This window comes from Microbacterium sp. UBA1612, from assembly GCF_002321605.1.
Taxonomy (GTDB): domain Bacteria; phylum Actinomycetota; class Actinomycetes; order Actinomycetales; family Microbacteriaceae; genus Microbacterium; species Microbacterium luteum.
The window spans coordinates 119,793-137,437 of record NZ_DCMW01000003.1 but is presented as its reverse complement, the minus strand read 5'-3'; the positions used below and the strand labels follow the sequence as shown (position 1 = coordinate 137,437).

At 66.5% G+C, this 17,645-nt stretch carries 23 protein-coding genes and 4 tRNA genes; 15 read left to right on the top strand and 12 right to left on the bottom strand.

What is annotated here, in order from left to right:
* Window positions 1-16: 16 nt before the first annotated feature.
* The 4 genes from ruvC to pdxS are packed head-to-tail and all read right to left on the bottom strand — an operon-like array spanning window position 17 to window position 2,909.
* Window positions 17-580: a crossover junction endodeoxyribonuclease RuvC gene (gene ruvC, locus B3S45_RS01200; protein ID WP_071043469.1), complete on the bottom strand. Its 564-nt coding sequence runs from the start codon at window positions 578-580 to the stop codon at window positions 17-19.
* Between the two features lie 51 nt (window positions 581-631).
* Complete coding sequence (locus tag B3S45_RS01195; protein WP_071043468.1) at window positions 632-1,396, bottom strand: YebC/PmpR family DNA-binding transcriptional regulator; 765 nt, start codon at window positions 1,394-1,396, stop codon at window positions 632-634.
* A 42-nt stretch (window positions 1,397-1,438) separates the two neighbouring features.
* Entirely contained in the window at window positions 1,439-2,071 is a 633-nt protein-coding gene (gene pdxT / locus B3S45_RS01190) for a pyridoxal 5'-phosphate synthase glutaminase subunit PdxT (RefSeq protein WP_071043467.1), read from the bottom strand.
* The gene (gene pdxS / locus B3S45_RS01185; RefSeq protein WP_071043466.1) at window positions 2,022-2,909 is read right to left on the bottom strand and encodes a pyridoxal 5'-phosphate synthase lyase subunit PdxS; all 888 of its coding nucleotides are present in this window, start codon (window positions 2,907-2,909) and stop codon (window positions 2,022-2,024) included. Before pdxS ends, pdxT begins: the two co-directional genes overlap by 50 nt.
* 114 nt (window positions 2,910-3,023) lie before the next feature.
* On the opposite strand from pdxS, the gene B3S45_RS01180 reads away from it, so the two are divergent.
* Both B3S45_RS01180 and pdxY read left to right on the top strand, forming a co-directional pair.
* Entirely contained in the window at window positions 3,024-4,361 is a 1,338-nt protein-coding gene (locus B3S45_RS01180) for an aminotransferase class I/II-fold pyridoxal phosphate-dependent enzyme (RefSeq protein ID WP_286716969.1), read from the top strand.
* Window positions 4,362-4,369: 8 nt separating this feature from the next.
* The gene (gene pdxY / locus B3S45_RS01175; RefSeq protein WP_286716968.1) at window positions 4,370-5,221 is read left to right on the top strand and encodes a pyridoxal kinase PdxY; all 852 of its coding nucleotides are present in this window, start codon (window positions 4,370-4,372) and stop codon (window positions 5,219-5,221) included.
* 3 nt (window positions 5,222-5,224) lie between these two features.
* On the opposite strand, the gene B3S45_RS01170 is transcribed toward pdxY, so the two are convergent.
* Both B3S45_RS01170 and thrS read right to left on the bottom strand, forming a co-directional pair.
* Window positions 5,225-5,776, bottom strand: coding sequence for an HIT family protein (locus tag B3S45_RS01170; protein ID WP_071043465.1), 552 nt, complete (start codon window positions 5,774-5,776; stop codon window positions 5,225-5,227).
* Window positions 5,773-7,710 carry a threonine--tRNA ligase gene (gene thrS, locus B3S45_RS01165; RefSeq protein WP_414683060.1) on the bottom strand — a complete coding sequence of 646 codons (1,938 nt, stop codon included), beginning with the start codon at window positions 7,708-7,710 and terminating at the stop codon, window positions 5,773-5,775. The genes B3S45_RS01170 and thrS overlap by 4 nt, the downstream gene beginning before the upstream one ends.
* A gap of 579 nt (window positions 7,711-8,289) precedes the next feature.
* Between thrS and B3S45_RS01160 the strand changes: the two genes are divergently transcribed.
* The 11 genes from B3S45_RS01160 (at window position 8,290) to B3S45_RS01110 (ending at window position 14,515) form a co-directional block, all read left to right on the top strand.
* Complete coding sequence (locus tag B3S45_RS01160; RefSeq protein ID WP_286716963.1) at window positions 8,290-9,453, top strand: tyrosine-type recombinase/integrase; 1,164 nt, start codon at window positions 8,290-8,292, stop codon at window positions 9,451-9,453.
* Entirely contained in the window at window positions 9,450-10,010 is a 561-nt protein-coding gene (locus B3S45_RS01155; RefSeq protein WP_286716960.1) for a hypothetical protein, read from the top strand. The genes B3S45_RS01160 and B3S45_RS01155 overlap by 4 nt, the downstream gene beginning before the upstream one ends.
* A 138-nt stretch (window positions 10,011-10,148) precedes the next feature.
* Window positions 10,149-10,445, top strand: a complete 297-nt coding sequence (locus tag B3S45_RS01150; RefSeq protein ID WP_286716957.1) for a hypothetical protein — start codon at window positions 10,149-10,151, stop codon at window positions 10,443-10,445.
* Window positions 10,446-10,540: 95 nt separating this feature from the next.
* On the top strand, window positions 10,541-10,735 hold the full coding sequence (locus B3S45_RS01145; protein ID WP_286716954.1) for a helix-turn-helix domain-containing protein: 195 nt from the start codon (window positions 10,541-10,543) through the stop codon (window positions 10,733-10,735).
* Complete coding sequence (locus B3S45_RS01140) at window positions 10,732-11,133, top strand: hypothetical protein (protein ID WP_286716952.1); 402 nt, start codon at window positions 10,732-10,734, stop codon at window positions 11,131-11,133. Before B3S45_RS01145 ends, B3S45_RS01140 begins: the two co-directional genes overlap by 4 nt.
* Complete coding sequence (locus B3S45_RS01135; RefSeq protein ID WP_286716951.1) at window positions 11,130-11,777, top strand: hypothetical protein; 648 nt, start codon at window positions 11,130-11,132, stop codon at window positions 11,775-11,777. Before B3S45_RS01140 ends, B3S45_RS01135 begins: the two co-directional genes overlap by 4 nt.
* Window positions 11,774-12,178: a hypothetical protein gene (locus B3S45_RS01130; protein WP_286716949.1), complete on the top strand. Its 405-nt coding sequence runs from the start codon at window positions 11,774-11,776 to the stop codon at window positions 12,176-12,178. Before B3S45_RS01135 ends, B3S45_RS01130 begins: the two co-directional genes overlap by 4 nt.
* Window positions 12,179-12,180: 2 nt before the next feature.
* Complete coding sequence (locus tag B3S45_RS01125) at window positions 12,181-12,333, top strand: hypothetical protein (protein WP_286716948.1); 153 nt, start codon at window positions 12,181-12,183, stop codon at window positions 12,331-12,333.
* Window positions 12,330-12,602 (top strand): WhiB family transcriptional regulator, encoded by a 273-nt coding sequence (locus B3S45_RS01120; protein WP_286716946.1) that lies wholly within the window; start codon window positions 12,330-12,332, stop codon window positions 12,600-12,602. Before B3S45_RS01125 ends, B3S45_RS01120 begins: the two co-directional genes overlap by 4 nt.
* Window positions 12,599-12,880: a hypothetical protein gene (locus B3S45_RS01115; protein WP_286716943.1), complete on the top strand. Its 282-nt coding sequence runs from the start codon at window positions 12,599-12,601 to the stop codon at window positions 12,878-12,880. Before B3S45_RS01120 ends, B3S45_RS01115 begins: the two co-directional genes overlap by 4 nt.
* Before the next feature lie 210 nt (window positions 12,881-13,090).
* Entirely contained in the window at window positions 13,091-14,515 is a 1,425-nt protein-coding gene (locus B3S45_RS01110; protein ID WP_286716941.1) for a phage major capsid protein, read from the top strand.
* 180 nt (window positions 14,516-14,695) lie between these two features.
* Here the strand turns inward: B3S45_RS01110 and B3S45_RS01105 are convergent, their stop codons facing one another.
* Together B3S45_RS01105 and B3S45_RS01100 are read right to left on the bottom strand one after the other, a co-directional pair.
* On the bottom strand, window positions 14,696-15,097 hold the full coding sequence (locus B3S45_RS01105; RefSeq protein ID WP_286716939.1) for a hypothetical protein: 402 nt from the start codon (window positions 15,095-15,097) through the stop codon (window positions 14,696-14,698).
* On the bottom strand, window positions 15,088-15,369 hold the full coding sequence (locus B3S45_RS01100; RefSeq protein WP_286716936.1) for a hypothetical protein: 282 nt from the start codon (window positions 15,367-15,369) through the stop codon (window positions 15,088-15,090). The genes B3S45_RS01105 and B3S45_RS01100 overlap by 10 nt, the downstream gene beginning before the upstream one ends.
* A gap of 96 nt (window positions 15,370-15,465) precedes the next feature.
* Here B3S45_RS01100 and B3S45_RS01095 point away from each other — a divergent pair, with 96 nt between their 5' ends.
* Window positions 15,466-15,747 (top strand): hypothetical protein, encoded by a 282-nt coding sequence (locus B3S45_RS01095; RefSeq protein WP_286716934.1) that lies wholly within the window; start codon window positions 15,466-15,468, stop codon window positions 15,745-15,747.
* Window positions 15,748-16,504: 757 nt separating this feature from the next.
* Here B3S45_RS01095 and B3S45_RS01090 read toward each other — a convergent pair.
* From B3S45_RS01090 to B3S45_RS01080, 3 genes are all read right to left on the bottom strand, one after another.
* Window positions 16,505-16,579 (bottom strand) — tRNA-Val (locus B3S45_RS01090).
* 27 nt (window positions 16,580-16,606) lie between these two features.
* A tRNA-Cys gene (locus B3S45_RS01085) sits at window positions 16,607-16,677 on the bottom strand.
* Between the two features lie 58 nt (window positions 16,678-16,735).
* Window positions 16,736-16,808 (bottom strand) — tRNA-Gly (locus B3S45_RS01080).
* A gap of 167 nt (window positions 16,809-16,975) precedes the next feature.
* Between B3S45_RS01080 and B3S45_RS01075 the strand changes: the two genes are divergently transcribed.
* A tRNA-Val gene (locus B3S45_RS01075) sits at window positions 16,976-17,048 on the top strand.
* Between the two features lie 20 nt (window positions 17,049-17,068).
* Here B3S45_RS01075 and B3S45_RS01070 read toward each other — a convergent pair.
* Window positions 17,069-17,557, bottom strand: a complete 489-nt coding sequence (locus B3S45_RS01070) for a type II toxin-antitoxin system PemK/MazF family toxin (protein WP_071043732.1) — start codon at window positions 17,555-17,557, stop codon at window positions 17,069-17,071.
* Window positions 17,558-17,645 lie beyond the last annotated feature (88 nt).

The following is a 17,645-nucleotide window of genomic DNA, read 5'->3' as shown; positions in this document are numbered from 1 at the left end:
ATGTTCGAGCGACACGCTAGCGGCGGGTCGCTCGCTCCGCCCGCGACCACGCTCGCTGCGCCGGAGTGAGCGTTCCGCCGGTGCGCGCGGGAGCAGTCATGGGCGACCCACGCCAGGCGTGACACAGCGCGAGGGCCAGCGCGTCCGCCGCGTCGGCGGGCTTGGGCAGATCGTCGAGGCGGAGCACCCGAGCCACCATGACCTGCACCTGGCGCTTGTCGGCCGAGCCGTAGCCGGTGATCGCCGCCTTGACCTCGCTCGGGGTGTGGGTCGCCGCCGGCAGTCCGCTTTCCGCAGCGAGCATCAGGGCGACACCGCTGGCCTGAGCGGTGCCCATCACGGTGCTGCGGTTATTCTGGGCGAAGACCCGTTCCACGGCGACCACCGATGGGGCGTGCTCCCGGATCACCTCGCGGATGCCCCGTGCGATGGCGGCCAGGCGCACCTCGATGGGCGCCTCCGTCGACGACCGCACGACGCCGACGTGAACGAGGGAAGCAGAACGATCCGGTGCGACGTCGACGACACCGATCCCGCAGCGGGTCAGGCCCGGGTCGATGCCGAGAACACGCAGTGTCACGCGATCACGCTAGGCGAGCATCCGCCTACGCGCCGGAAGGCGCGCCTGCTGTCACTCGTCGTCGTCCTCTTCGAGCTCGGCCTGGACCTCGGGGGTGAGGTCGACGTTGCTGAAGACGTTCTGCACGTCATCGCTGTCCTCGAGCGCGTCGATCAGACGGAAGACCTTGCGCGCGGTGTCGGCGTCGACCTCGACCTTCAGGTTCGGCACGAACTCAACGTCGGCTGATTCGTAATCGATGCCGGCATCCTGCAGGGCCTTCCGCACGGCGACGACATCGGAGGCCTCGGTGAGGACCTCGAAGCCCTTCGGGTGCGACTCGACCTCCTCTGCTCCCGCATCGAGGACCGCGAGCATGACGTCATCTTCCGTGGTGCCCTCGTCCGAGACGACGATGACGCCCTTGCGCGTGAAGTTGTAGGCGACGCTTCCCGGGTCGGCGAGCGTTCCGTTGTTGCGGGTGAGCGCGGTGCGCACCTCTGCCGCGGCGCGGTTCTTGTTGTCGGTCAGACACTCGACCATGAGGGCGACACCATGGGGCCCGTACGCCTCGTACATGATCGTCTGGTACTCGACGGCATCCCCGCCGATGCCGGCACCGCGCTTGATGGCGCGATCGATGTTGTCGTTGGGGACCGACGTCTTCTTCGCCTTCTGCACGGCGTCGTACAGCGTCGGATTGCCTGCGAGATCCGCACCGCCGATCTTGGCGGCGACCTCGATGTTCTTGATGAGCTTGGCGAACGACTTCGCACGTCGGGCGTCGATGACGGCCTTCTTGTGCTTGGTCGTCGCCCACTTGGAGTGGCCGGACATGCCCTCCAGTCTATCGAGGGCGGCGCTCGCGCCGCGCCGACGTCAGGCGGCGCGCACCAGCGACAGGAACAGCTCGTGGAATCGCCGCTCTCCCGAGACCTCGGGATGGAAGGCGGTGCCGATCGCGTTGCCTTGGCGAACGGCGACGATTCCCCCGTCATCCAGCTCCGCGAGCACCTCGACACCCGGCCCCGTCGACACCACGAGAGGGGCGCGGATGAAGGCGGCGTCGACGGGCGGTCCGCCGAACGCCGGCACCGTCACCGATGCCTCGAAGGACTCGACCTGTCCGCCGAAGGCGTTTCGCCTCACGGTGACGTCGAGCCCACCGAACGTGCGCTGCCCCTCGATCCCGTCCTCCAGACGGTCGGCCAGCAGAATCAGGCCCGCACAGGTGCCGTACACCGGAAGGCCGGCCGCGATCGCACGCGAGAGCGGCTCCGCCACACCGAACCCGCGCGCCAGCTTGTCGATGACGGTGGATTCCCCGCCGGGTAGCACCAGCCCGTCGACGGCGAGCAGCTCATCGGGCCGGCGAATCGACACGACCTCGGCACCGAGACTTCGCAGGACGCGCCCGTGCTCGCGCACGTCGCCCTGCAGCGCGAGGATGCCGACGCGAGGGCTACCAGCCACGCTCGGCGAGGCGGTGCGGTGCGGGAAGGTCTGCGACATTGATGCCCACCATGGCGTCGCCGAGCCCGCGCGAGACATCGGCGATGACCTTCGGGTCGTCGTAGAAGGTGGTGGCCTTGACGATCGCCGCCGCTCGCTCGGCGGGATTGCCGGACTTGAAAATGCCGGAGCCGACGAAGACGCCGTCCGCACCCATCTGCATCATCATCGCGGCGTCCGCGGGGGTCGCCACTCCCCCGGCGACGAAGAGCACCACGGGCAGGGTGCCGGTCTCGGCGACCTCGGCGACCAGTTCGTACGGAGCCTGCAGGTCCTTGGCCGCCACATAGAGCTCGTCCCGGGTCATCGAACGCAGGGCGTTGATCTCCGAGGTGATCTTGCGAATGTGCTTGGTCGCCTCCGAGACGTCTCCGGTGCCGGCCTCGCCCTTGGAACGGATCATCGCGGCGCCCTCGTTGATGCGGCGCAGCGCCTCCCCGAGGTTCGTCGCGCCGCACACGAACGGCACCGTGAAGCGCCACTTGTCGATGTGGTTGACGTAGTCCGCCGGCGAGAGCACCTCGGATTCGTCGATGTAGTCGACGCCGAGCTCCTGCAGCACCTGTGCTTCGACGAAGTGGCCGATGCGGGACTTGGCCATGACCGGGATCGACACCGACGCGATGATGTCGTCGATGAGGTCGGGGTCGCTCATTCTCGCGACACCGCCCTGCGCGCGGATATCGGCGGGAACGCGCTCGAGCGCCATGACGGCGACCGCGCCGGCGTCCTCGGCGATCTTGGCCTGATCCGCCGTGACGACGTCCATGATGACGCCGCCCTTCAGCATCTCCGCGAGTCCGCGCTTCACACGGTCTGATCCGGTTGCATTCGTCATCACGGTCGTCCCTTCGACATGCCGCTCGCTGCGACGCAGACAAGACAGGCGTTTGATCTAGGCCAAACGATAGCATTGTCGGGTTCGACCATCGAACACGAGAGGATCGACCTCATGCACGCTCACATCGTCGGCGCGACCGCGAGCGAGATCGCGGACAGCGTGCGATCCGCGATCGAGAGCGGTGTTCTCCCGCCCGGTGCGATCCTCCCGCCCGTTCGGTCGCTCGCGGCCGACCTCGGCGTCAACCGCAACACGGTTGTGGCCGCCTACCGGCACCTGGCCCAGTCCGGTCTGGTCATCGCCCGCGGGCGAGGTGGCACGCGCGTGACCGCTCGCCGCCTCGTCGCACAGGAGGGCTTCGCCCCCGACAGTGCGCTGCGCGACGTCGGCACCGGGAACCCCGATCCCGCGCGCATTCCCGATCCTTCCCGCGCGCTCGCCCCTGCCGCCGGGCGACCCGTGCTCTACGGCGAGCCGGTCATCGATCCCGGGCTGGAGTCGTGGGCCGACGCGTGGATGTCCGACGCGACGTGCGCCGCCCGATCGCGGCTCACGATCACCAGCGGCGCGGCCGACGCCGTCGAGCGACTCCTCGCCCAGGCGCTCACCCGCGACGACGCCGTCGGCTTGGAGGATCCCTGTTTTCTCACGAGCATCCACACCGTCCGGCTGGGAGGCTATCGACCGATCGCGATCGCATGCGACGACTCCGGGATGACCGTCGACGGACTGCGCGCCGCGATCGCCGAGGGCGCACGAGCCATCATCTGCACCCCCCGCGCGCAGAACCCCTCCGGCGCCAGCCTCACGGCCGAGCGCGCCGATCAGCTGCGCGAGCTGCTCGCCGATCACCCCTACCTGCTGGTGATCGAGGACGATCACTTCTCGATGCTTTCGCGCCGCACCTTCCACTCGGTCGTCCCGCCTGGTCACCGCCGATGGGCTCTCGTGCGCTCGGTCTCGAAGTTCCTCGGCCCGGACATGTGTCTGGCGGTGACCTCCTCCGACCCCGAGACCGCGTCTCGGCTCGCTCTTCGCCTGACCCCCGGGACCACCTGGGTCAGCCACCTGCTGCAACGACTCGTGCACGCCCTCATGATCGATCCGGAGGTCCATGCCGCCATCGCGGACGCCGCGGAGCACTACGCCGCGCGCAACGCCGCGTTCGTCAGGCGGCTCACCTCGCGGGGCATCGACGCGACCGAGTCCGACGGACTCAATCTCTGGGTCGACGTCGGAGTGCCCGCGGCCGATGTCACGATCCGCCTCATGCGTCGCGGCTGGCTCGCCAGGGCCGGGGACGACTTCGTCCTGTCCCCCGCCTCGCGTCCGTCCCAGCGGCTGCGGCTCACCGTCCACGAGCTGGACGACCGCGACGCGGATCGTCTCGCAGGCGACATCGCCGACGCCGTCGAGGGCGTGCGGGGCCTCTCTGACGGGGTGGCATGATCGGACGGGTGAAGATCCTCTCCATCCAGTCCGCGGTCGCGTACGGCCACGTCGGCAACTCCGCCGCCGTCTTCCCGCTTCAGCGCATCGGAGTGGAGGTGCTGCCGGTCTACACCGTGAACTTCTCCAACCACACCGGCTACGGCGCGTGGCGGGGACCGCTCATCAGCCCGGATGACGTGCGCGATGTCATCCTCGGTATCGAAGAGCGCGGCGCCTTCGCAGACATCGACGTCGTGCTCTCCGGCTACCAGGGCGGGGAAGGCATCGCCGATGTGATCCTCGACACCGTCACGCGCGTGAAGGCGGCGAATCCTTCGGCGATCTACGCGTGCGACCCCGTGATGGGCAATGCCCGGAGCGGATGCTTCGTCGCGCCCGCCATCCCCGTCCTGCTCCGGGAGCGGGTCGTGCCGGCAGCCGACATCATCACTCCGAATCAGTTCGAGCTGGGATTCCTGACCGGCACCGAACCCGAGGACCTCGACTCCACGCTTGCGGCCGCCGACGCCGCGCGCGAGATGGGGCCGCGTACCGTGCTCGTCACGAGCGTCGAGCGGCCGGACAGCCCTCAGGACACCATCGAGATGCTCGCTGTCACCGACGACGGTGCGTGGATCGTGCAGACACCGCGGATCCCGATGAAGGCGAACGGATCCGGCGACGTCACCGCCGCACTCTTCACAGCACACCTGAACAGGTCGGGCGATGCGGCGGACGCTCTTGCACGAACGACCTCCAGCGTCTTCGCGCTGCTGGCGATGACCCACGAGTCCGGGCAGCGGGAGCTGCAGCTGGTGCAGGCGCAGGACCACTACGCCGCCCCGCAGATGCAGTTCGACGTGCAGCGCGTACGCTGAGTCCTACGCCGGCCAGGCCGCACTCACAGCGGCGCGCACCTCGCCGAGCAGCTGGGGCAGGGCCTTGGTGCGCCCGATGATCGGGAAGAAGTTCGCGTCGGCACGCCACCGCGGCACGATGTGCTGGTGAAGGTGCTCATCCACGCCGGCACCCGCGACCGCCCCCTGGTTCATTCCGAGATTGAACCCGTCGCACCGGCTGACTTCGCGGAGAACCCGCATGCCGATCTGCGTGAGTTCCCCGATCTCGGCGACCTCGTCAGCGCTCGCCTGATCGTAGGTGGCCACGTGTCGGTACGGGCAGACCAGAAGATGACCAGAGTTGTAAGGGAAGAGGTTCAGCAGCACGTAGGCCTTCTTGCCCCGAGCGACGATCAGCCCGTCTTCATCGGATTTCTCCGGGGCGGCGCAGAACGGACAATCATCCCGCAGCACCTGGGGACCGGCCTGGATGTATGCCATCCGATGCGGCGTCCAGAGGCGCTGAAAGGCGTCGGGGACGCCGGCGAGCGAGGCCGCGTCGACGCTGTCGCCCGGTTCACCGGCGTGGGTCACGCCAGATCCTCCGCGGTGTTGACAAGCGCCTTGTCCCGGATCGACGCGATGATGCGCTCGACCGCGACATCGACCGGTATCGCGTTCTCCTGGGTGCCGTCGCGGAAGCGGAACGAGACGGCGTCGGCGGCGCGGTCCTGCTCGCCCGCGATCAGCTGAAGCGGCACCTTCTGCGCCGTGTGCGTGCGGATCTTCTTCTGCATCCGGTCATCGGATCGATCGACCTCGGCACGGACGCCGGCTGCTCGCAGTCGGGCCACGATCTGCTCGAGGTGCTCGGCGTACTCCTCGGCCACCGGGATGCCGACCACCTGCACCGGAGCCAGCCACACCGGGAACGCGCCAGCGTAGTGCTCGAGGAGGATGGCGAAGAAGCGTTCGATCGATCCGAACAGTGCCCGATGGATCATGATCGGCCGGTGCTTCTCGCCGTCGGGGCCGGTGTACTCCAGGCCGAAGCGCTCGGGCAGGTTCGGATCGACCTGCACGGTCGACAGCTGCCAGGTGCGTCCGATGGCGTCGCGTGTCTTGAGGTCGATCTTCGGGCCGTAGAACGCGGCCTCCCCCGGAACCTCGGTGAGCTTGAGTCCGCTGGCCACCGCCACGTTGCGCAGGGCGTTCGTCGAGTACTCCCAGAACTCGTCGGTGCCGATCCACTTCGACTTCTCGTCGTCGCGCATGGAGAGTTCGAGTTCGAAGTCGTCCAGGCCGAAGTCGCGCAGCATCGAGATGACGAACTCCAACACCCGGGTCGCTTCGGACTCGAGCTGCTCCGGAGTCACGAACAGGTGGGAGTCGTCCTGTGTGAAGCCGCGCACGCGGGTCAGGCCGTGAAGGGCGCCGGAGAGTTCGTTGCGGTAGACGGTGCCGTTCTCGGCGAGCCTCATCGGCAGGTCGCGGTAGCTGCGCGCACGTTCCCGATAGATCAGGATGTGCATCGGGCAGTTCATGGGCTTGAGGTAGTAGTCCTGGCCCTTCTTCGTCACGGTGCCGTCGGGGCCGTGCTCCTCGTCCATCACGATCGGCGGGAACATCCCGTCCTTGTAGGTGACGAGGTGGTTGGACGTGAGGAAGAGGTCTTCCTTCGCGATGTGCGGGGTGTACACGTAGGTGTACCCGCCCTCGACGTGACGGCGGCGCGCGTGCTGCTCCATCTCGCCGCGGATGATGCCGCCCTTGGGGTGCCACACCGACAGCCCCGACCCGATCTCGTCGGGGAACGAGAAGAGATCGAGCTCCTTGCCGAGCTTGCGGTGGTCGCGCTTGGCGGCTTCCTCCAGACGAGCCTGGTATGCGCGCAGTTCGTCCTTGGTCGGCCACGCGGTGCCGTAGATGCGCTGCAGCTGCGGGTTCTTCTCACTCCCGCGCCAATAGGCGCCCGCCACGCGCTGGAGCGCCCACCCGTTTCCGATGATGCGCGTGCTCGGCACGTGCGGACCGCGGCAGAGGTCCTTCCAGACGGTGACGCCGTCGCGGTCGACGTTGTCGTAGATGGTCAGCTCCCCCGCCCCCACCTCGACCCCGGCGCCTTCCGCCGCCTCGTGACCCGACGCGGTGCCGCCTTTCAGCCCGATGAGCTCGAGCTTGAACGGCTCGTCCACCAGTTCGACTCGAGCCTCCTCGTCCGACACGACGCGGCGGGTGAACCGCTGGCCCTCGCGGACGATGCGCTGCATCTCCTTCTCGATGGCCTTGAGATCCTCGGGCGTGAACGGCTCGTCGACGCCGAAGTCGTAGTAGAAGCCGTCGGTGACGGGCGGGCCGATCCCCAGGTCGGCCTGCGGGCGGATGCGCTGGACGGCCTGGGCGAGGACGTGCGCCGTCGAGTGGCGGAGGATGTCGAGTCCCTCAGGGCTCGTGATCTCGACGGGCTCGACCTCGTCGGTGGATTCGACCGTCGCGGCGAGATCTCTCAGCTCGCCGTTCACGCGCATGGCGATGACGGCACGATCGGGGAACAGCGCGAAGCCGTCGGCGGGGTACGACACATCCGACGGAAGGGCAACGTCAGTCACAGGGAACACTCCAGAAAATGGCTCGCGTCCAGGCTACCGTCCGCGCCGGCGGAAACCGTCGCCCGTGCGGCGACGGGGGCGGGCACCACGACGGACCCCTCACGACGAAAAGAAAAACCCCCGGTCGAACCGGGGGTTGGAGTGCGCGATACTGGGATCGAAACAGTACACAGGACACTGGGCGGATCCGCATGATTCCGCGAGTTTCGCCCGGACTGATGCGGATCGCGGGTAACCCTGTTAAGGTCACTGGAAGACACAACCGGACACGATACGACACGAGATATTGCACGGTATCGCACGAAAGGCCTTCCGCATGGACGTCCTCACCCTCCGTAGCGAGGCTGGCCTGACTCGCGACGTGCGTGTGATCCCGTACCGCGCTGGAGGCTTCTGCATGTGGCTGGATGAGGCACAGCAAGTGGAGATGTACCCAGCGGAATGGCGTCGCCTCGGTTGGGAGCCGTGGGAGTACGCAACGATCGGCGAGGTAGCGTGATGGCCACCCCCAGGCGGAAGCGCCGCGAGTCGTTCGGTGCGATCCGCAAGCTGCCCTCGGGCCGCTACCAGGCCTCCTACGTCGGGCCGGACGGCGAACGACACAACGCGCCCCGCACCTTCGACGCCCTCACGGACGCTCGAGGGTGGCTTGCGATTCAGCAGGCCCGCATCCTTGACGGCACCTGGTCCGCGCACGACACCGCGCGCGCCGAGGCTGCAGGACGTGGCCGTGGACTCTCGTTCGCGGAGTACGCCGAGAGCTGGATCGCGACCCGCACCAACCGTCACGGCGACCACCTGCGCCCCCGCACCGCCGCCGAATACCGTCGCCTCGTGAAGGGTGCGCTCGCCCCGTTTGCTGACCAGCGGCTCACCGCGATCTCCCCCGACGCTGTCCGCGCCTGGTACTCCGCGCTCGTCACCGCCGGCACCAAGACGCAAGCGGCTCGAGCGTACGAGCTTCTCAAGTCGATCCTGTCGACTGCCGTCGCGGATGGGCGGCTCAAGACGAACCCGTGCCAGATCCGCGGCGCGGCGTCCGCGTCGACCGGCAAGAAGGTACTCCCACCGACCGCCGCGGAGTTGCAGAAGATCGTGGACGCGATCACGCCCCGCTACAAAGCTGCGGTGATCCTCGCCGCATGGGCAGGTGTCCGGTACGGGGAGCTCACCGAGCTACGCGTGAAGGACCTCGAGCTCGTCAAGGAGGGTGACACCCTGCAGGTGATCGCGGTGAACGTGTCCCGCGCCGTCACACACGTGACCGGGCAAGGGTTCATCGTCGGACAGACGAAGAGCGAAGCCGGCGTGCGGACGATCGTTCTCCCCCCGCACGTGAACCCGATCATCGAGACACACCTGCGGGAGCACGCGTCACGGTTCCCGGAGGCGTTGCTGTTCCCCGCCGCGGACGGTGCGACGCACCTGGCACAGTCGGCGTTCTACAAGCACTGGAACCCGGCCCGGACGGCCGCTGGACGCCCGGACATGCCGTGGCATGCCCTCCGCCACTACGGGGCGACGAGAGCGGCCCTGGCCGGCGCGACGCTGAAGGAGTTGCAGGCCCGGCTCGGGCACTCGACCGTCGCCGCCGCGATGAGATATCAGCACACCGCTGGGCGTGACGAAGAGCTTGCGAGGCGAATGTCCGACCTCGCGTGAAGACTTCCGGCATCCGCCGGCAAGAAAATGCCCCCGCCGAGCTGGTACCTCGACGAGGGCGAGACCACCACAACATGGAGGAAGCAATGATCACCACACAGATTACCGAGTCGATGCGCGAATGGCTTGACGACGTCATCCTGGCCGTCGGCGTGGAGTACGCGCGAGTTCAAGATCTCCCGGACTTCCAGGCTTGGTATGAGAAGCAGAGTGCGCCGTGGGATCTGGACGATTGCGTGTGGAAGTGGCTCGAGACGTTCCAGCCGGCCCTCCCCGCGATGCCGGACCCGCCCGCATGGCTCGAGAGCGTATCTGTCACCCGCGGCGGCTACAACGAGATCTCGCTGTGGATTGATGGACCAGAGCACCACGAAGGCGATTTCAGTGCGCGGCTGCAGCGCATCCTGCTCGTCAACACGACACCGGGCGACGAACCACTCACCGACATGCCGCCCGTGGTCGTCTCCACCAACAACGGAGGGAAGGACCTCGAGACACTTAGCATCGAGGACGCCCAATCCCTCTCCCGGCTTCTCGCTCGGGTGATCGACGCGTGAGCACCTCTGGGGTACTCACATTGTGAGTACCCCTCCCCCGCGCGTAGCTCAGTGGACGGAGCAGGGAGCTTCTACCTCCCGTGGCGCAGGTTCGAATCCTGCCGCGCGCACCAGCCAGAACGAGGGAAGGAGTGGCGCATGGTCGCCCTAGTGTGCACCGGAGAAGGTGTGCGCCCCCACCGGAAGTGGACGTTTCACCTTCCGGTGGGTGGTGAGAACGTACAGACCGTTGTCACCGACGACGGGGTGCGTCTGCAGGCCGAGAACCAGACTGCAACCCGGCATTTGCGTCGCAACCACGAAGACGTGTCCTACCGGGGCCACATGAAGTGCCCTCGGTGTGGACAGACCTACACCATCGCGGACCTCGATGCGAAGCTCGCCGAAGTCGCGAAACTCGGTGTGTCTGAACTGGACATGAGCCGACTGCTCTAGTCTGTAACCACCTCCTCGCGGTGGGAGGTACACAGGTCACCGCGATTCCAACCTCTCAGCGGAGGGCTATTCAGCCATCCCTGAGAGGTTTTCTCATGTCGAACCCCACCTGGGGCACGATCCCCGAGGCCGCTGACCGACTGCAGGTCAGCACAAGAACCATCCGCCGCATGATCACTCGCGGCGAGATACCCGCGCGACGCATCGGCGCACGCATGATCCGCGTCGACCTCACGGCGCTCGACTCCATCGGCGCGCCGCTGCAGTACACCGGAGGCGGTGCACTGTGACCGCGAACGAAACGCCCCGCGGGAACGGGGCGCTCGACGATCTGGCTGGCGGGCTGATCTCCCCCAAGGATACGACCGACCACCGACACGACCACCGCGCCGCACCGATGGCGCTCGACACCGGCACATCCAGTGCGGCCGCCGCCAAAGCTTCACGAAGCACCATCGGTGCAGTCAAGGACGGCATCATCGAGATCCTCTCCGAGCACCCGGCCACTGACGAGGAGATCTCGACGCGCTACAACGTGCGCGTCGGTCACCCCCGCTTCCCGAAGGTCACCGATCAACGACTCCGAACCGCTCGTGCCGCGCTCGTCCGCGAAGGCGTCGTCCGGGATAGCGGGGCGCTGGCGTTCACCTCGCTGGGCAACCGGTGCACCCTCTGGGAGACGTCATGACATGGACGCGACTCTCTGACACCTTCCACGACGACGACGCCATCACCGAGCTCTCGCACGAAGCGTTCCGCCTCCACGTCTACGCGCTCACGTGGTGCAACAAGCAACTCACCAACGGCGCAATCTCCACCTCTCGAGCACGACGACTCCTCCCCGAGATCGACGTGACCACTGCGATCGACGAACTCGTCGACGCGCATCTCTGGACCGCGCAAAGCGAAGGCTTCCAAGTCGACTGGGCAGACCAAGAGACTGCCGAAGAGGTGCGGGAACGACAGGACCGCAACGCGGAGCGCCAGCGCAAGTTCAGGAAGCGGCGAGAGCTCCACGACGTCGGTGACCACTCAGAATGCGACCCCCGCTTCTGTAACTCGTCACGTAACACGTCACGTAACGAGTTAGAGGGCAAAACTCCCGAAAACACGCGGGAGCGTAACGCGTTACGTAACAGGGGTAGTAACGCCACCCCGTCCCGTCCCGGCCCGTCCCTAACAGGGACAGGGACAGGGAGCGGGCGACGCGCCTCCGCAGAGGCTACGGACGCGCCACCCGCGAACAAGATCGAACGCGGAGCGTGCCGTCACCGAATGCTCGACGACCGGTACTGCGAATACGGATGCCCCGCTGAGGCGGTGCACGCATGAACACACTCACTGAATGGGAGGTGGAAGAGGTCAACGAGCGCGTCACTGCGTGCTTCCCGAGGCTCGTCGCATTCGGCGACGACGACGAAGCGCTCGATGACGAGGAGATCCGATCCGCCTCGGCGATCGCGGTAAGCATCGTCGCGATCGGACACACCATCATCTGGCAACACCGCGCCGCCGGCCTCCGAGGACTGCGAACCTCTGTGGGCCTATTCCCACTCTCGCCCACGCTCACCGTCGCACACGAATCGACCCCGTTCGCGAGGGCGTGGCTCGTGAGGGCGATGGAAGAGGCGACACATCTCGCCAATGGGCCCACCGAAGCGATACCAGCCCCAGACACCAGGATGATCAACCCACTCCCGTCCAGGTACGACCGCGAAGGCGATGCAGCATGACCGTGAACGCACCGAATGTGCCCACCGAGGTGCTCGTCTACGAAGGTGAGATCCACGCGTACTACGAGCCGATCGGGTCGCGACCGGGCTACTGGCTCGTCCTACTGCCTGGGCTCTCTGCTGAAAAGATCACTGCAGAGGGGGCGGGCCAGTGAGGGCGTGGGGTGCGACCGAGACCGAAGACGAACTCGACTGGCAGACCGATGCGCTCTGCACGCAAGTCGACCCCGAGATCTTCTTCCCCAACCAAGGGGAACCATCCACAGACGCTCGCCGCATCTGCGCCTCCTGCGACGTCGCCGCTGAATGCCTCGAATACGCACTCCGAGAACGCATCGACCACGGCGTCTGGGGCGGCAAGACTCCACGCGAACGCAACGCCCTCAAACGCACCACCAGGGCAACCGAACAGGAGACAGCATGAACGACCAGCCCTCCATCAGCATCAACGCCGGCCAGATGATCATCGACATCATCCGAACATGCAGCCCCGACGAGCTGCGAGTGCTCGCGAGCATCTGCCGAGACCACACAGCTCGGTCGATCGACATGACCGCCTACAACCTCGCTGAGCTATGGAACGTGCTCGCCATCACAGCGGACCACGTCCTGGCGGACCACCCTCAGGCGCTCAGCGAAGCCGACCAGGCATTCCTGCACAGTCTCTCCGACACGCGCGACGAGGGACCCGAAGATGTCTGACCCGGCCGGTATGATGGAGATGTCCACTCAGCAAAGACCTGAGCCGGACGACAACCAACCACAGAGCCGCTGGGTCCGTGCACTCGGTGGGGGGCCTCTCCCCTCATTTCGAGCCGCACGTTGAGCAGCACTCCGAGGTTCATCCCGCTAACGCGCACCCTTCCGATCGCGTTTTCCGCATCGATGGGCATGAATCCAAGGAGTGTCCCAATGGACTCTGAAATCCGCGCTCTCCAGAACCGTCTCAAGGAGATCGAGAGCGAACACACCGACATCCACACCGGCGCGGGAACCCGCGCACTCGACAGCGGCGAGCAGACCCGCTGGGACGACCTCGAAACCGAGGCGATCGAGGTCCGCAAGCTGCTGCGTGAGGCAGAAGAGCGCCAGGGTCGAGCCGATCGAGTCGCCGAGTCCCGCGCGCGCTGGAACTCGCTCGACGTCGGGCAGCGCAAGCCGCGCAGCGCCGGCGAGGTCGCGCGAATGGGCAGCCTCGAAACCCGAGACGAAGCGCGACGACTCGTCGACTCCGCACGTCACCTCGAGGCATACCAGGGCGATCACGTCATGGCTCTCCTGGAAGGTGGAGAGTCCACTCGCAACGTCGACCGTGACTACATCGCACGACTCACGGTGATGACCGAGTCCCCGGAGTACCGTTCAGCCTTCCAGCAGGTCATGACGAACCCGCATCCAGTGCTCTCCGCCCCAGAGGCAGCCGCCCTGCGATCGGCCGAAGAATTCCGACGCGCACACGAGACCCGCGGCATGGTCGAGGGAACCCCGACGGCCGGCGGCTACGGCGTGCCGGTGCTGATCGACCCAACGATCATCCTCACGGGGCAACAGTCCGCCAACCCGTTCCTCGGAATCTCTCGAGTCGTCACGATCACCACGAATCAGTGGAAGGGCGTCAGCTCCCAAGGCGTCACATGGTCCTGGGACTCCGAGACCGACGAGGTCTCCGATGACTCGCCCACGCTCGCTCAGCCTTCCGTGCCGGTGCACAGCGCACGCGGGTTCATCCCCTACTCGATCGAGCTCGAGCAGGACTATCCCGAGTTCGCCAACGAGATGGCCGGGCTCCTCAGCGAGGGGTATGCCGAGCTCACCGCCGCGGCGTTCGCCACCGGATCCGGTGTTGGCCAGCCGACCGGGATCTTCACGGCACTCGACGCGAACACGAATGTCGAGGTCGTGGTCACCACCGATGGCGAATTCGGAAAGGCCGACATCAGCAAGGTCTGGTCCGCGCTCCCGGATCGAGCCAAGCCGAACGCCACCTGGCTGATGAGCGAAGACGCGAAGGAACACGTCCGCACCTTCGACAACGACGAGTACTCCGGACGAACCGTCACCCTCACCGAGGCACAGTTCCGCATCCGCGAGCGAGACGTCGTCGCGAGCGGATACGCGCCGGAGTTCACCGCCACCACCGGCGCTGCGAACATTCTCGCTGTCGGCGACTTCCGCAAGTACCTCATCGCCCAGCGCGCCGGTATGCGGATCGAGCTCGTCCCGCACATCTTCGGTGCGAACGGGCGCCCCACCGGTCAGCGCGGATGGTTCGCGTGGGCCCGCGTGGGCGCGGACTCCATCGACGACAGCGCCTTCCGACTGCTGCAGAACCAGTAGTCGGGCAAGACTCGCGTCCCCGCGTTTTTTCTCCTTTCTGCACGCGGGATTGGTTGTCAGGCGCTCCCCTGGGGCAACCAGCGCGAGACCCCGCCAGGGGTACGCACAATCCGCGTACCCCTGGCACTCTCCTCAACCCACTGTCGACCCGACAGCCAACCCCCGAGCGGCCGATGCGGCTCACAGCAACGACAGCGCAAGGAAGAAGACGCCCACGAGCGAGCCGAACAGAAGCACCCACTGACGACGCTGATCTATCGCGCTGGGAGCCTGGGGAACTGCAGAGTCACTCATCGCCTTCATGGTCCCGACGTAGGGGTCAATCCCATTGGCCTCGAGCAGTCGCATGCGACGAGCAGTGAGCGCCTGAGACCGAGCGTTCCACCGCGGATCGTGCATGGACATCTCAGCCTTCAGATCCGCAAGCTCGGCGTTGTACCTACCCCACACCCGCGGGTACACACGTGCCACGTGAGCAGCACGCGCATGCTCAAGCAGCACTGACCCAGCGACATAGGTCGACGCGAGGATCGGCACGACTGCAGCGAGCACCGCGAGCATGACGTTACCGCTCAGTTCCACGGCAAGGCAGCGATACTCGTCGCCGCGCCGAGCACCAAGCCGGATCCAACTAGACCGATGTCCCACAGCACGGCATTCCGATCTCTCCGCGGACCATCCGTCCGACTCTCGAACTGCGCATCGAAGGCATCCCAGGACATTGCGTCGGAATGAGCGGCAACGGCTGCCGCGCTCTCTCTATCGAGCGCCCGTTGAGTTCGCCAGAGCAGCCTTGCAAATCCGATGATGGGCAACACGGCCGCGATCAGGTACCCAGCTACCAAGATCCACATGCGCACGAGACTACCGACGGCATCCGCCGCTGTGTCTCCGGAAAGCCGGTCGGGCCTGGGCCACTCCCTCAAAGGGTGTGCGCCTAGTATGACCGCATGCACACCGCCGCCCTCATCCTCACCATCGTGGCCGGCGCAGCACAGCTCATCGGCGTCATCCTGCTCATCACACGCGCACACGGCGCACGAGCCCTGCTGAACCAAAGCGCACACACACGACTCGACGGCGGCGACGCAGCCGGCAACAGCCACAGCATCGACATCAGCGACGTGCTCGCCTTCCTCCTACGCGACGCAGCATCCACGTGGTGGGCCGTCGCCCTCATCCTGCTCGGCATCCTCGCCATGACCGCGGCAGGCATCCTCGCACTGCTCTGACCACACCAGTTTTTCGCCACGCACCCAGCCACGGAAGAACCGCGCTCCCTTCCACACTTGCGTGTGCGTATGACATCCGTTGGTGTGACATTCGCGGGGTGACATTCAACCTGAGGAAAGTTCCTCACGTCGCGGCGGGACAGATGCCCCTCATCGACGCCGATTCTTTAAGAACGGCGACCAGGCAGGCCCACCGCGCCCTCGAACCATTTCTCTCTCCCCGCGCATTTTTCCACGGGTGTGGTGCACATCTCGAGCACTGGAAGTGCACGCCAGAGAGACCGGAAGCCCTACTCCCGCAAGGGATCGCGCCCGCGCCTGTGGTGCGCGCGTGTGGTGGGCATCTCGCGGGGATAACGCACGCAAATTGCACGACGCCTAGTCGCTGGCTTCCAGCACCACGTGTCCAGGACTGGACACCTCACCTCGCCACCTGTCCCAAATGGGACATCTGCTAGAGAAGAACCGGCATCAGACCGGACATTGTGGGTTGTCCGACGCGCACCACAGTTGGGAGCGGATCGTGTCACCACGTACCGCCTCCGCCGGCCAGGGTGTTCAATTCTGAACAGGTGCCCCGAGCTCGCGGTCTGAAGGGGGTAGTGATTCGCGACCCCCAACGGGGGCGTCGGATGCCCTAAGCCGCGCTTAGACCACGGGGCGTCTCAGTTTCCTCATCGAGACCTGAAGCGTGTTGCACGTGTATTGCACGCGTACTCCCGGTAACGAGAAAACCCCCGGTAATCCGGGGGTTTTGTGGTGCGCGATACTGGGATCGAACCAGTGACCTCTTCCGTGTCAGGGAAGCGCGCTACCGCTGCGCCAATCGCGCCCGTGAGGGCTGTTCAGTTGTCATGCGAGGTGGCGACGGGATTCGAACCCGTGTAAACGGCTTTGCAGGCCGGTGCCTAGCCGCTCGGCCACGCCACCGCGTGTGGTTCGACCCACGTGTCGTGATCGCCCTGGAATCGGGAGATCCCCGCACTCGAGCGGATGACGAGACTCGAACTCGCGACCCTCACCTTGGCAAGGTGATGCGCTACCAACTGCGCTACATCCGCATTTCGTTCCCGGTCTTGCCCGGGCACTTGGAAAACTCTAGCCCATTCCTGGCCCCGCGCAAAACCACCGCCACGCCGCGCGTGTCCCGTTCTCACGGTTCGAATCACCCTCACGGATCAGGTAACATCGGTACTCGGCCCGGCAGGGTCGCGGCTCCCGGAGCCGAGGGCGATTGGCGCAGCTGGTAGCGCGCTTCCTTCACACGGAAGAGGTCGTGGGTTCAAGTCCCGCATCGCCCACCGACGACGCGATCGGCCGCTCAGGCCTCATCGCCACCTGGCACCTGGATCGCCATCTGCCACCCGTAGCGCCGGCTGAGCGCTGCCGCCACCCGCGTGAAGCGGTCGACATCGAGCACCGCTCCCTCGCGTCGCATCCCCCGACGGTGCACCAGGTAGACCTGGTCCACGTCGACCCATGAGGGCCTTCCCCGGGCATCCCACGGCCCGCTCCCGAGCTCGAGGTGATCGCGATCGCCGTCCTGCGGGATGCTGGTGAGCTTGAGCGCATAGACGCGGTCGGCGTCCCGTCGGCCGATGACGAGAACGGGCCGATCCTTGCCGCGTCCGTCCCGCTCCTCGAACGGCACCCAGGTCCATACGATCTCCCCGGCGTCCGGCTCGTCATCCCGCCGGGGTTCATAGGTGATGCGCAGCTCGGATGCACGAGGCGGCCGAACCTCCACCGTGGCGTCTGCTCGCGGCCGGCCGCCGCCGCCGACGACCAGCGTCGCACGCGGACGGAACAGGCGGCCGAGGACGCCGGCCACGGCGGAGACCCTTCGGTGACGCTTCACGGGGGTCAGCCTAGCGGTGGCGCATTCGTGCGGGCACGAG

Coding starts and splice junctions, on each gene's coding strand:
- B3S45_RS01160 (WP_286716963.1), top strand. CDS start 8,290: ATGGCCACCCCCAGGCGGAAGCGCCGCGAGTCGTTCGGTGCGATCCGC.
- B3S45_RS01145 (WP_286716954.1), top strand. CDS start 10,541: ATGTCGAACCCCACCTGGGGCACGATCCCCGAGGCCGCTGACCGACTG.
- B3S45_RS01150 (WP_286716957.1), top strand. CDS start 10,149: ATGGTCGCCCTAGTGTGCACCGGAGAAGGTGTGCGCCCCCACCGGAAG.
- pdxT (WP_071043467.1), bottom strand. CDS start 2,071: ATGTCGCAGACCTTCCCGCACCGCACCGCCTCGCCGAGCGTGGCTGGT.
- B3S45_RS01135 (WP_286716951.1), top strand. CDS start 11,130: ATGACATGGACGCGACTCTCTGACACCTTCCACGACGACGACGCCATC.
- B3S45_RS01100 (WP_286716936.1), bottom strand. CDS start 15,369: ATGTGGATCTTGGTAGCTGGGTACCTGATCGCGGCCGTGTTGCCCATC.
- B3S45_RS01115 (WP_286716943.1), top strand. CDS start 12,599: ATGAACGACCAGCCCTCCATCAGCATCAACGCCGGCCAGATGATCATC.
- B3S45_RS01110 (WP_286716941.1), top strand. CDS start 13,091: ATGGACTCTGAAATCCGCGCTCTCCAGAACCGTCTCAAGGAGATCGAG.
- pdxS (WP_071043466.1), bottom strand. CDS start 2,909: ATGACGAATGCAACCGGATCAGACCGTGTGAAGCGCGGACTCGCGGAG.
- B3S45_RS01095 (WP_286716934.1), top strand. CDS start 15,466: ATGCACACCGCCGCCCTCATCCTCACCATCGTGGCCGGCGCAGCACAG.
- thrS (WP_414683060.1), bottom strand. CDS start 7,710: ATGCGCGTGAACGGCGAGCTGAGAGATCTCGCCGCGACGGTCGAATCC.
- B3S45_RS01180 (WP_286716969.1), top strand. CDS start 3,024: ATGCACGCTCACATCGTCGGCGCGACCGCGAGCGAGATCGCGGACAGC.
- B3S45_RS01130 (WP_286716949.1), top strand. CDS start 11,774: ATGAACACACTCACTGAATGGGAGGTGGAAGAGGTCAACGAGCGCGTC.
- B3S45_RS01195 (WP_071043468.1), bottom strand. CDS start 1,396: ATGTCCGGCCACTCCAAGTGGGCGACGACCAAGCACAAGAAGGCCGTC.